Source organism: Myxococcaceae bacterium JPH2 (genome assembly GCA_016458225.1).
GTDB lineage: Bacteria > Myxococcota > Myxococcia > Myxococcales > Myxococcaceae > Citreicoccus.
This window is the reverse complement of sequence record JAEMGR010000003.1, coordinates 96,031-108,028: the sequence shown is the minus strand read 5'-3', so window position 1 is coordinate 108,028 and position 11,998 is coordinate 96,031. Positions and strand designations below refer to the sequence as shown.

Sequence of the window (11,998 nt, the reverse complement as noted above, 5' to 3'; positions counted from 1 at the left end):
CGTCCCCGGACGGGCTCCTCGTTAATCCAGTTGGGACATGTCTTCCGACTCCGATGATTCGTTGCCTCCGCAGGGGCGCTTCACCCGGCTGCGCAAGCTGGCGGGGCTCTCTGTCCAGGTAGGCGCAGAGGCCCTGAAGTCCGGGGCGAAGCGGATGGTCGGGCAGGCGCCCGAGCTGATGGGCCGGGGGACGGCCGAGAAGCTCGTCGCCACCCTGGGCGAGATGAAGGGCGCGGCCATGAAGCTGGGGCAGGCCATCTCCATGGACCCCGACCTGGCCACGCCCGAGGTGCGGCAGGTGCTGGCCCGCTTGCAGAACCAGGCCCCGGCCATGTCCTACGTGCAGGTGGTCCAGGTGGTGCGCGAGGAGCTGGGCGCGCCGCCCGAGGCGCTGTTCCGCGAGTTCACGCCGGAGGCGATCGCCGCCGCGTCGCTGGGGCAGGTGCACCGCGCGGTGCTGAAGGACGGGCGGCCGGTGGCGGTGAAGGTGCAATACCCAGGCATCGCGCGCTCCATGCTCCACGACATGGAGAACCTGGGCATGGTGGTGAAGACCGTGTCCAAGACGTCTCGCTTGCTGGACGGCACCGCCTACTTCCAGGAGTTCCGAGACGAGTTGATGCTGGAGCTGGACTATCGCCGCGAGGCCTCGCTGGCCACGGGCTTCAAGCGCAGCGTGGCGCGCCTGCCGGACTTGTACGTGCCCACCGTCGTCGAGGAGCTCAGCGCGGCGCGCGTCCTCACGCTGGAGCTGTTGCCGGGGCAGACGTTGAAGGACTGGGGGACGACGGAGCCTTCGCCGGAGGAGCGCTTCCGCGTCGCGCGCCAGCTCATCCGCGCCACCTACGGGCCCTTCTTCTGCGCGGGCGAGATTCACGCGGACCCTCACCCGGGCAATTTCATGGTGATGCCGGACGGGCGCCTGGGGCTGCTCGACTTCGGCTCCGTCAAGCGCTTCAGCCCGCGCTTCGTGGACGTCAACCGGCGCATGTTCGCGCTCTCCCTGGAGCACGAGCGGCCTGACATCCTGGAGCTGTGCCGCGAGGTGGGCTTCACCGTGGAGCTGCCGGGGCCCGAGGCCGCGGGGCTGCTCAGCGAGGTGCTCCACATCGCGGGCCGGCCGCTGCGCACGACGCCGTATGACTATGCGACGTGCAATGTCAGCCGCGACCTGCGCAACTACTTCTCCGGCAACGCCGCGCGCTTCCTCAAGGTGAAGCCGCCGGCCGAGGCGGTGATGTTCTTCCGCTCCACCGGAGGGCTGAACCTCAACCTCCGCATGGTGGGCGCGAGCGGTGACTTCCGCGGCGCCTTCCTGGAAGTGGCGGCCCTGCCATCCGCCTGAGCGCGGAGCCGCTCAGGGCGTGGACGGAGGACGGCCCTTCTTGTGGAGCTGCTCCAGCTTCTTGGCCAGGTCCGCGCCCTGGACGCTCTTGGAGATGTAGCCATCCGCGCCCGAGGACTGCGCGAGCGCGCGCAGCTTGGACTCGTCCGAGGCGGAGAAGAGGATGAACCGGGTGTTCTTGGGGGCCTGCGCGCGGGCGAGCGCGAGCACCTTGTCGCCGCTGAGCGCCGGGATGTTCACGTCCAGGAGGACGAGGTCCGGCGTCGTGGTGCGCACCAGGTTGGACACGCCCAATGAGGAGCGGTGCGTCCGCACGTCGAACCCGAAGGCGCTCAAGGTCCGTTCCGCCAGGACCAACTGGTCCTGGTCATCGTCCACGACGAGCACGCGGATCTTCATCTCCGACAAGGCACTTCCCCCCAAGGTTGCGCGGACATGACAGGTTCGGGCCGCACTCCCATGTGAACGGCCCGTCTCGCCCCGAGTATCACCCAGCCCCGACGCGCTGTCGCCATCCCGGCCGCGCGTTCGTTCCTGGGACCTGCGGGCTCAGTGCGTCGGTGCACAGCGCAGGGCCACTTCATCGAGCAGCTCCTCCAACTGCACGGGTTTGCGCAGCAGCCCCACCGCGCCCACGGGCGGCGTCGCCATGGGGCTCGCCGTCAGCACCAGCACGGGGATGGTGGAAAGCCGCGTGTCGGCGCGGAGCCGCTCCAGCAGCCCCTGGCCGTCCAGCACCGGCATCATCAGGTCCAGCAGGATGAGGGAGGGCAGGTGCGCCCGCCCGTTCAGATACTGGAGCGCCTCGGCGCCGTGGCGGGCGGAGGCGATACCGTAGCCCTCCAACTCGAGCAGCTCGCAGACGGCCCCCCGGATGTCCGGGTCATCCTCCACGACCAGAACCGTGCGCTGTGAGGTCTCGGCTGGCACCTGGACAACGTAACGGGCGGGCCGTGCGCGTGGGAGTGAAAAATTCCACCCAATTGCGGTCCTTGTTCGATTTCAAGCTGTACTTGAGTTCGAGGGGAACGTTGGCTGGCGCGCCTCAGCGAGGAAGTCATGGCCGAACCTGAAGTCGATTCGCGATGGACCGTGCCGGTAGAGGACCTGGATTCGCTCGCCTTGGTCCGCGTGGACCCAGGGGGCCGCGTGGCGAGCTGGAATGCAGGGGCCGAGCGCCGATGGGGCCACGCCACGGCGGAGCGCGTGGGTCAGCCGTTCGAGGCCCTCTTCGGGGCAGAGGATGCGCGCGCGGGACGGCCCGCTGGCCTGCTGCGCGAGGCGGAGGCGCGGGGTGTCGCGCGGGCGCGACTGGCCGTGGCGCGGCGGGACGGTGGCACCGAGCTGGCGCGGGTGACGGTGCGTCGGCTGCCGCCGGAGACCGGAGGCTTCGGGGTGGTGCTGTACGCGGAGGAGGGCGGGCTCGCGGAGGTGGTGCGCGAGCATGAGGCGTTCGAGCGCCGGGTGTTGGGCATCCTGCGCGACGACCTGGACGCGCCGCTCGCGCACATCCAGGAGCTGGCGCTGGCGCTCTTGCGCAGTGGCGAGCTGGGCGGGCGACTGGAGTCCGCGGTGGGGCGCATCTTCGCCTCGGCCGAGCGGGTGCATCGCGTGTTCGGGAGCGTGCTCGACTTCGCGCAGGCGAAGGTGGGCGGAGGGCTGGTGCTTCAGTACCGCTCGTTCGACTTGCACGAGCTGGTGGAGCACTCGCTGGATGGAATGGCCCAGGCGCACGCGGGCCGCGCGCTGCGACACGCGCAGTCCGGCGAAGGCCACGGTGATTGGGATCCCGAGCGGATGGGGCAGTTGCTCGTGCACCTGGTCAGCAACGCATTGCTGCACGGGGCGCCGGACGGCGTGGTGACCGTGGGCAGTCACGGAGAGCAGGACGGGGTCCGGTTCGAGGTCCACAACGAGGGCCCGGCCATCCCCGCCGAGCGGCTGCCGCACCTCTTCGAGCCACGCGAGCGCACGGAGGCGGGCCGCGTGGGCCTGGGCCTCTTCCTCGCGCGACAGATTGTGCTCGCGCATCACGGCACCCTGACGGTGACGTCCACCGAGCCCGGGGGCACGACGTTCACCGCGTGGCTGCCGCGCTGGCCGCCGCGTTCTGGGCGTTGAGCCGGGTGCGCGAGCCCCGCGCCCGGGGCACAGGCCATCTCCACCGCGCGGTCCTCCTCTCGCAGGCCGCTTGCCGGGCGGTGCGCGCGCTTCATGGCGTGGGTGCTGCCTCCCATGCGGACGCGGGCGTTTCGGTCAGATGCAGGAGGAACCACTGGCTGGCGAGCTCGGCCACCCGCGCGAGTTCCCCGGGCCCATGGAAGTGATGCGTCGCGCCGGGGATGACCTCGACGTGCTTGTCGGCGCGCAGCGTGGCGCAGGCCCGGTCGTTGACCTCCAGGCCCAGCGCGTCTGCGCCGCCCACCAACAGCAGCGTGGGGGCTCGCACCCGAGTCAGCGCGTTTCCGGCAAGGTCTGGCCGCCCACCTCGCGAGACGACCGCGTGCACCCATTCCGGGCGCGAGGCCGCCGCGCACAGGGCGGCGCCTGCTCCCGTGTGCGAGCCGAAGTAGCCCACGCGCAGTCGGGATGTGAGGGCGCTGCGCTGGAGCCATCGCGCCGCGCCCGCCATGCGCAGGCCGAGCAGCCCGATGTTGAAGCGAAGCTGGCGCGTGCGCCGCTCCTCTTCCTCCACGTGGGTCAGCAGGTCCAGGAGCAGGGTGCCCAGCCCGGCCTGTCGCAACAGCCCCGCCGTCTGCGCGAGCCGGAGGCTGCCGCGACTGCTGTCACTGCCGCGCGCCAGCACCACCAGGCCCACCGCGCCCGGGGGAATCGCCAGTCGCCCGCGCAGCACGGTGGCGTCATCCACCGGAACCATGACCTCGCGTTCGGGGCCGACACGCCCCACGCCCACGTCCCCGTGCTCACGGGGCCCAGGCTCCGCTTCCGCCAGCCTCACGCCGCTCGACGCGGCGCTCCACCCCGACCGTGACCGGGGACCCTTCATGGAGGCTCCTCCCGTCTGCGTATGGCTTCAGGGAGTTGAGCATTGCCGAGGGCGCGGTGAGCAAGAAACCGCGCCCTTCCGTCCGCTGCGAGACACCCGGCCTCAGGGCTTGAGGGCGACGACCAGCTCGAAGGGCCCGGGCTTCACGTGCGGCGCGTGGAAGCCCACTTCCTCCAGCGTTCGCAGGTAGAAATCCACCTCGCGCAGTCGGCTGACGCACGAGTCCACCCCCATGAGGAAGTAGGACCAGAAGAACTGCGCGGCCAGTCGCTCCGGGGTTCGGAACTCCTCGCAGATGAGGATGCGTCCTCCCGAGGGGAGCGCCTCGTACGCGGCCTTCATCAGCGACCGGGCCACCTCGGCCGGCCAGTCGTGCAGCACGCGCACGAAGGACAGCGCGGAGTAGCCCGTCGGCAGGGCCTCGCGCAGGAAGTCTCCTCCCACGAAGCCCATGCGCGCGGGAGGGTGCTCGAAGCGCTGACGCGTGCGCGCCACCAGCGGCTCGGTGGCCGGCAGGTTGTAGACGTCCACGCTGAGCCCCACATGGTCGCGGAGCAGATGCCCCGCGAGCGTGCCATCGCCGCCGCCCACGTCGAGCAGCCGCGCTCCCGCCGAGAAGAGGCTCGCCGCGTGCGTGCGGAACGTCTCCAGGATGGGGCCGAGGCCCGCGGCCATGCTGGACTCGAAGCCCTCGACTTGAGACGCGGTGCGCGGAGGCCAGTCGAAGGACGCGGTGGACATCGAGTGGGCGCCGCGCAGCACCTCGGGGAGTCGGCCGCGCAGCTCCTGCCAGGCGTACTGCTCGCGGTCGCGCTCCAGGGAGTGCAGGCCCAGCACGGCCTCGGCCGCGGCGCGCAGCCCCGGCACGGCGCGGTAGCGCGCGGACTCCAGCGCGTCCGAGTCCTGCTCGCGCTTCACGAGCCCCAGGCTCTCCAGACAGTCGAGGAACTTGTAGAGCCGGCCGGGCACCAGCTTGTGCTGCGCGGCCAGCGCGCCGAGCGTCACGGGGCCGGGCTCCAGCACGTCGAGCAGGCCCAGGGCCAGGGCGGTCTCCAGCACGTCCACGGCGCGCGCGCCGTTGAAGAGCAGGTGCAACAGCGCGCGCGGCGAGCTGGCGTCCATGGCGAGCGCGCTCATGCCGCTGCCCTCCGGTGCTCCTCGGTCAGCGCATCCATGAAGGCCTCCACTTCCTCGGCGGTGTTGTAGAAGTGCGGCCCGATGCGCAGTGAGCCGCGGTGGCTGCAGATGAAAGACTTCGCGGCCAGTCGCTTCACCACGTCCGTGTCGCCCGGGAATCGCAGACACACCACGCCGCCGCGCCGGTGTGGCTCGCGCGGCGTCACCACGGTCAGCCCCGCCGCGTCGGCTCGCGCGATGATGCGCGAGGTGAGCGCGAGCGAGTGGGCCCGGATGGCCTCCACGCCCACGCTCAGCAGCAGGTCCAGGCCCGGACGAGACAGCAGGGCGAGGAGCGGCGCGGGGGTTCCCGCCATGAGCCGGCGCGCGTCCGGCGCGTAGTCTCCGGAGGGCTGGAACGTGAACGGCGCGTCGCCCGCGAGCCAGCCCGTGGCGGCCGGACGCAGGGTGGGGAGCAGGGAGGGGCGCGTGTACAGGTACGCGACCTCGGATCCGCTCAGCCACTTGTGCGCGCCGCCCAGGAGGAAGTCCACGTCCAGCGCGCCCACGTCCACCGGCACGGTGCCCACGGTCTGGTAGGCATCGAGCGCGATGAGCGCCCCCATCGCATGGGCGGCCTTCGCCACGCGCGCGGCATCCAGGACGGCGCCGGTGGAGAAGCTCCCATGCGACACGGAGACGAGCAGCGTCCGCTCATCGATGGCCGAGCACAGGCGCTCCTCGTCCACGCGCCCGTCGCGCGAGGGCACCACCACCAGCTCGGCGCCGTAGCGCTCGAAGCCCTTCCACAGGAAGGGCACGGTGGGGAACTCCAGGTCGGTCACGACGACGCGGCGGCGCGGCCCGCTCCAGTCGAAGCTAGTGCCGAGCCGCCCGAGCAACGTGCTCAGGCTCACGTCCGTGGCCACCGAGCCCGGAGGCGCACCGATGAGGCGCGCCACCGTGTTCGCGTAGCCGAAGATGCCGTCCATCCAGCGTTCCCACGCGTCGTCGCGCCAGGCGCGCATCGTGTCCCAGTACTCGCGGAGCACCCGCTCGACCGCCACCGGCAAGGCGCCGGTGGAGTTGCTGTTGAGGTACGTGCAGGACGCGAGGAGGGGATAGTGCGCGCGCAGCGTCGAGAGCGACGTGGGCGCAGCGGTCATGACCGCCCTCTGGGCGGGTTCAGGTACGTGGAGGGCACGGGGGTCGGGGTGCCCACGCTCGCGCGGGTGGAGGAGTCCGAGGCGTGGTGCGCGCCCGCGGTGATGGGGTCCACCGCGCGATGCGGCGAAACGGGGTGGCCTCCAGCGCTTCGCCCCAGCTCCTCGCGTCGATGCAGGGAGTCCGCGTGGGCATGCGAGGCATGTCCCCCGTGATGGACCGCATCCGAGTGCGCCCCGTGCACCGTGCCGACGCGGAGATCCGCATGAGCGCCGTGGACCAGACTGGCGCGCAGGGTGTCATCACGGCGGTGCGGCTCCGCGTGCGCGACGTGCGCGAGACTGCTGCGCAGGACTTCGTCACGACGGTGGGGTTCGGCGTGCGCCCCGTGCGCGAGCGTGGGGCGCGGGGTGTCATCGCGACGATGCGGCTCGGCGTGAGTCCCGTGCGTGATGTGCGGTGCTCCGGGGCGCGGAGCCTCGGCGCGACGGTGAGACAGCTCCGGATGCCCAGCGTGAGCCACGGTCGCGCGAGGCGCCTCGTCGCGCCCGTGCGAGGCGTCCGCGTGTGCCTCGGCGTGCGGTGCCTTCGCGGCGTCCGCCTTGGCGCTGTCCTCGCCGCGCTTCGCCAGCTCCGCGTGCATGGGGCAGCCCGCGGCCGCCGCCATCCGCGCGATCTCCTCGCGGCTGTACGGCAGGTTCGAGAAGGAGGCAGGCATGTGGGCCGCCGCGTCCGCGTGCATCTGCGGAGCCGGGCTCGCCTGCATCGCCACGGGCATGTGCGCTGTCGCGGCCGCGTGCGCAGCCACCAGCACGTGGGTCGTGACGTCCGCGTGCGCAGCCTTGGGCACGTGCGCCGTGACGTTCGCGTGCGCGGCCTTGGGCATATGCGCCGCCTCGGTCTGGGGCGCGTCGGCGAGCACTGGCGTTGCTCCCGCCGCGGCACGCTCAGCCTCGGCGCGCAGCTCCGCCATGGCCGGGCAGCCGCCGCCGGCGCTCCGCTCGACGCCGGGCGCATGGCCTCCCTCGCGCTTCCACGCCGTGGTCATCTCCACGCGCACGTCCCACAGCTTGCGGAACAGCGGCAGGTTCATCCGCGCCGCCAGCACCTGCGAGGGCAACCCATCCAGCGCCTTCACCTGCCGGTCCACGCCGATGGTCCGGCGCACGAGCTGGAAGTGCGCGTACAGCCATCCCTGGAAGGCCTCGTCCGCGTCCACCAATTGCTCACACACGCGCTTGAGGTCCGTGGTGCCGTGGCCCGAGTACACCGCCATCAGCGTGGTGCTCCGCCGCGCCAGCAGCCGGTCCAGCGCGTCCTCCATGCCGCTCGCCGCCGTGCGCAGCGTGTTGTAGCCGGGGGACTCCTGACCACTGCCATTGCCCAGGCTGCGGCGGATGGTTTGGTACGTGTCTGGAGTCATCGTCTCCAGCACCGCCATCTCCGACGACACGCACCGGAGGATGCGCGCCACGCGCTCCAGCCGCGACGACACGGCCCAAAGCGAGTCGCGATCCAACTCGTCCACCACCTCGACCATCTCGCGCGACACCAACTTCAGCCACAGCTCCTGCGACTGATGGACGATCTGGAACATCAGCTCGTCGTGCGCCACCAGCTCCGTCTCCGTGGACTGGAGCGACAGCAACGTCGGCGTCTTCAAATACAGCTCGTAGTCCAACTCCCCTCGGCCCACCCACTTCTTCAACAGCGGGTTGAACAGCGGTTGCTCCAGCTCGAGGCGTAGTTTTTCCGCGTGGCTGTAATCAGTGGTCGAGTGCATGAGGCCCTCCGAGCGGGGGGTGAGGGACTTCGGAAGGGACTTCTTTGGGGACGTGCCCGCGGGACTGGGGAGCCGCGGGCACCAGGTGGTACGGCACTGCTCAAACGGGGAAGGCAGCTACGGGACTAACAGTGATGACATCACTACTGCGAGTCACATCGATTCGCTGCATACCATCAAATGCCCGCGCGTGGGGGAATTGCCTCGCGCGGGCAGATGCTCACCCCTCGACAGGTGCGGGATTGGGATTGGGCGGGCGGGGCTTGAGGCGCATGGCCTGGAGCTTCTGGGCCAGCTCCGCGCCCTGGACGCTCTTGGAGATGTAGCCATCCGCGCCCGAGGCCAATGCCAGTGAGCGCAGCTTGGACTCATCCGAGGCCGAGTAGAGGATGAAGCGCGTTCCCGGCGGCGCGTATTGACGCGCGAGGCCAACGACCTTGTCGCCCTTGAGCGCGGGGAAGTTCACGTCGATGAGCACGAAGTCGGGCTCGGACGCGCGCACGATGTTGGACACCCCCAGCGCGGAGGTGTGGGTCTGCACTTCGAATCCGTAGGCGCTCAGCGAGCGCTGCACGAGGTCGAGCAGGTCGGGGTCGTCGTCCACGACGAGGACGCGAGTTTTTGCTTCAGCCATGGCTTCTCCCTAGATGCTTGCGGATGGTCTCGAGCAACTGTTCACGATCCAAGGGCTTGGTCAGGTAGGCATTGCACCCGGCCGCCTGCGCCTTGTCCTGGTATTCCCTTCCGGCGTGGGCCGTGACGGCAATCACGGGGACCTGCGTCACGGAGGGAAGTGCTCGCAACCGCCTGGTGACTTCCCAGCCATCCAGGCGGGGAAGGGACAGGTCCATCAGAATGAGGTCTGGGTTGTCGCGGGTGGCGCGCTCGAGGCCGTGCTCGCCGTCCTCCGCTTCGATGAGGTCGAACAGCCCGCCCAGGTAGCGGCGGACGATGTCCCGGTTCTGCGCGCTGTCCTCCACGTACAGCACGCGCGGCAGCCGTCCGGCGCTGGCGGCGCGCTGGGATAGCAAGAGCCCCTTGGCCTGCGCGATGACGTCCTCCAGCGCGTGGCCGCCCTTGCGCACGAAGCCCGCGAAGCCATCGCGCAGGAGTGTCTCCTCGTCGTGGCTCAGCGTCTTGCCGGTGAGCACCACCACGGGCACGGCCAGCTTCTCCGCGCGCAGCCGGCGCAGCACCTCGAAGCCGTCCAGGTTGGGCATCATCAGGTCCAACACCACCAGCGACGGCGGCGACACGCGCGCCTTGAGCAGCGCGTCCTCGCCGTTGCGGGCCTCGTTGGTGGAGAAGCCGGCGCGGCGCAGGTTGCGGCTGACCAGCTCGCGGGTGGCCGCGTCGTCGTCCACCACCAGCACCTCGGCGGTGCCCGAGCCCGAGGTGACGCCCGAGGAGGCCAGGCAGCGCTGCACCACCTCCACCAGCCGCTCGGGCTCCACGGGCTTCACCAGGTACTCGCACGCGCCCAGGCTGAAGCCGCGCGCGCGCTGCTCCTCCACGGACACGAGGATGACGGGGATGCCCGCCAGGGTCGGCTCGCCCTTGAGCTGACTGAGCACCGACCACCCGTCCAGCCGCGGCAGGTGGATGTCCAGGAGGATGGCCTGCGGTTTCACCTGGCGGGCCAGGTTGAGCGCGGAGATGCCGTCATCCGCCGTCACCACCTTGAAGCCCGCGGGCTCCAGCTGGCCGACGACGAGCTGCTGGATGAGCGGATCATCATCCACCACCAGCACGGTGCTGCCCGGCTGCGCCACGGGCGCGAGCTGGCCCGCGACCTCTTCCACCGGCACCAGCCGCTCGCTGTGGGGCCGCGGGTGGTTGGGCGAGTCCGCGAGCACGCTGGGCAGCCGCACGCTGAAGGTGGAGCCGCGCCCCAGGGTGCTCGTCACCGCCACGGTGCCGCCCAGCACGCGAGACAGCTCGCGCACGATGGCGAGCCCCAGCCCGGTGCCGCCCACCTTGCGCGTGGTGGAGCCGTCCACCTGACGGAACTTCTCGAAGATGAAGGGGAGCTGGTCGGACGGGATGCCCACGCCCGTGTCCTCCACCTTCATGAGCAGCTCACCGCCGCCCGCGGAGGCCATGGACAGCGCCACCTCGCCCGTCTCGGTGAACTTCGCGGCGTTGCTCAAGAGGTTGAGCATGATCTGCCGCAGCTTCAGCGCGTCGGTGCGCACCATGCGCGCCACGTCGTCGATGTGCGTGGTGAGGGCCACGTCCTTGCCCTTGAGGTACTCCTTCACCGTGGCCATGCACTCGTCGGCCAGCTCCTGCGCGTCCACCTGCTCGGTGACGACCTCCACGCGGCCCGCTTCAATCTTGGACAGGTCGAGGATGTCGTTGATGAGCGCCAGCAGCGTCTTCGCGTTCGTCTTCACCACGCCCAGGTCGCGGCGGCCGTGCGGCGTGAGCCGGTTGCCCTCCTCGCGCATGAGCAGGTCGCAGTAGCCGATGATGCCGTTGAGCGGCGTGCGAATCTCGTGGCTGAAGTTGGCCAGGAACTCGCTCTTGAGGCGGGCGGCGGCCTCGGCCTCGCGGGCGCGCTCCTCCTCGTTGCGCTTGGCCACCGCCAGCTCCTGGGCCAGCCGGTCCAGGTCCTCGTTCTGCTGGCGGATGATCTCCATCTGGAGCGCGCGCTGCTGGTAGCTGGCCAGCGAGCGGGCGGAGACGGCGCGCGTGCGCTTGATTTCCTCCAGGCTGGCGGCGAGCTGCCGGTTGGCCGCGGCCAGCTCCGAGGTGGACGCGCGCAGCATCTCCTCGTTCTGCTTGCGCTCGGTGATGTCCTCGGTGACGCCGAGCACGTAGCGCGCGGTGCCGGTGTCATCCAGCAGCGGAATCTTGCGCGTGGCGAAGATGCGGTCCACGCCACCGGCGCGGGCCACCTCCTCGAACGTCTTCATCTTCTTCGTCTCGAGGATCTCCGTGTCGATGGCGACGAAGGAGTCCGCCTGCTCCTGCGGGAAGTAGTCGTGGTCCAGCTTCCCGAGCAGCCACTCCTTGGTGACCTTGAACGCGTCCGCGAACGTCTGGTTGGCCACCACCAGCCGGCGCGTCTGCGCGTCCTTCACGAAGAGGACGAAGGGCAGCGAGTCGATGATGTTGCCCAGAATCCAGTTGGTGCGCTTCAGCTCGCTGGCCGTGTCCAGGTGCTGGCGCTCCTCGGTGGCCAGGCGCAGCTCGCGCTCCACCACGAAGGGCAGGTGGCCGTAGCGGTCCTCGGTGACGTAGTCCCGCGCGCCGGCGCGCATGGCCGCGGACAGGGTGGACTCGCTCCACTCACCGGACAGCACCACGAAGGGCAGCTCCAGGCCCCGCGCCGTCCAGGTGGCGTGGGCCTTGGCCCAGTCCAGGCCCTGGGCCTCGGCGCCGCACAGCACCAGCACCCACGGGCGGACGAGCGCGGCCTCCAGCGCCGGCTGCGTGCTGACGACCTCCAGCGCCACGGCGACGCCCGCGCGCCCCAGGGCCGTGCGGGCCAGGGCGTACTCCCGCTCGCTACCGACGAGCAGAACGGTGGAGGGAGGGCCCGCGACGGGCTCCGCGACAGACGATTGGGTGGCCATGA

General features: G+C 70.6%; 10 protein-coding genes. 2 read left to right on the top strand and 8 right to left on the bottom strand.

Translation table 11 applies throughout. The features are described 5' to 3' along the window. The first annotated feature begins 37 nt into the window (after positions 1 to 37). A complete protein-coding gene (locus JGU66_05185; protein ID MBJ6760145.1) occupies positions 38 to 1,345 on the top strand; it encodes an AarF/ABC1/UbiB kinase family protein in 1,308 nt (435 codons plus the stop codon). A 12-nt stretch (positions 1,346 to 1,357) separates the two neighbouring features. Here the strand turns inward: JGU66_05185 and JGU66_05180 are convergent, their stop codons facing one another. Continuing rightward, positions 1,358 to 1,753, bottom strand: coding sequence for a response regulator (locus tag JGU66_05180; GenBank protein ID MBJ6760144.1), 396 nt, complete (start codon positions 1,751 to 1,753; stop codon positions 1,358 to 1,360). Between the two features lie 141 nt (positions 1,754 to 1,894). Beyond that, on the bottom strand, positions 1,895 to 2,275 hold the full coding sequence (locus JGU66_05175; protein MBJ6760143.1) for a response regulator: 381 nt from the start codon (positions 2,273 to 2,275) through the stop codon (positions 1,895 to 1,897). 129 nt (positions 2,276 to 2,404) lie between these two features. Between JGU66_05175 and JGU66_05170 the strand changes: the two genes are divergently transcribed. Then, entirely contained in the window at positions 2,405 to 3,466 is a 1,062-nt protein-coding gene (locus JGU66_05170) for a HAMP domain-containing histidine kinase (protein MBJ6760142.1), read from the top strand. A gap of 91 nt (positions 3,467 to 3,557) precedes the next feature. On the opposite strand, the gene JGU66_05165 is transcribed toward JGU66_05170, so the two are convergent. From JGU66_05165 to JGU66_05140, 6 genes are all read right to left on the bottom strand, one after another. After that, positions 3,558 to 4,223 carry a dienelactone hydrolase gene (locus tag JGU66_05165; GenBank protein MBJ6760141.1) on the bottom strand — a complete coding sequence of 222 codons (666 nt, stop codon included), beginning with the start codon at positions 4,221 to 4,223 and terminating at the stop codon, positions 3,558 to 3,560. A 231-nt stretch (positions 4,224 to 4,454) separates the two neighbouring features. Next, complete coding sequence (locus JGU66_05160; GenBank protein ID MBJ6760140.1) at positions 4,455 to 5,489, bottom strand: ArsR family transcriptional regulator; 1,035 nt, start codon at positions 5,487 to 5,489, stop codon at positions 4,455 to 4,457. Further along, a complete protein-coding gene (locus JGU66_05155) occupies positions 5,486 to 6,634 on the bottom strand; it encodes an aminotransferase class V-fold PLP-dependent enzyme (protein MBJ6760139.1) in 1,149 nt (382 codons plus the stop codon). The genes JGU66_05160 and JGU66_05155 overlap by 4 nt, the downstream gene beginning before the upstream one ends. Continuing rightward, entirely contained in the window at positions 6,631 to 8,415 is a 1,785-nt protein-coding gene (locus JGU66_05150; protein ID MBJ6760138.1) for a hypothetical protein, read from the bottom strand. Before JGU66_05150 ends, JGU66_05155 begins: the two co-directional genes overlap by 4 nt. Positions 8,416 to 8,635: 220 nt before the next feature. Beyond that, on the bottom strand, positions 8,636 to 9,049 hold the full coding sequence (locus tag JGU66_05145; GenBank protein MBJ6760137.1) for a response regulator: 414 nt from the start codon (positions 9,047 to 9,049) through the stop codon (positions 8,636 to 8,638). Beyond that, positions 9,042 to 11,996 (bottom strand): response regulator, encoded by a 2,955-nt coding sequence (locus JGU66_05140; protein MBJ6760136.1) that lies wholly within the window; start codon positions 11,994 to 11,996, stop codon positions 9,042 to 9,044. The genes JGU66_05145 and JGU66_05140 overlap by 8 nt, the downstream gene beginning before the upstream one ends. Positions 11,997 to 11,998 lie beyond the last annotated feature (2 nt).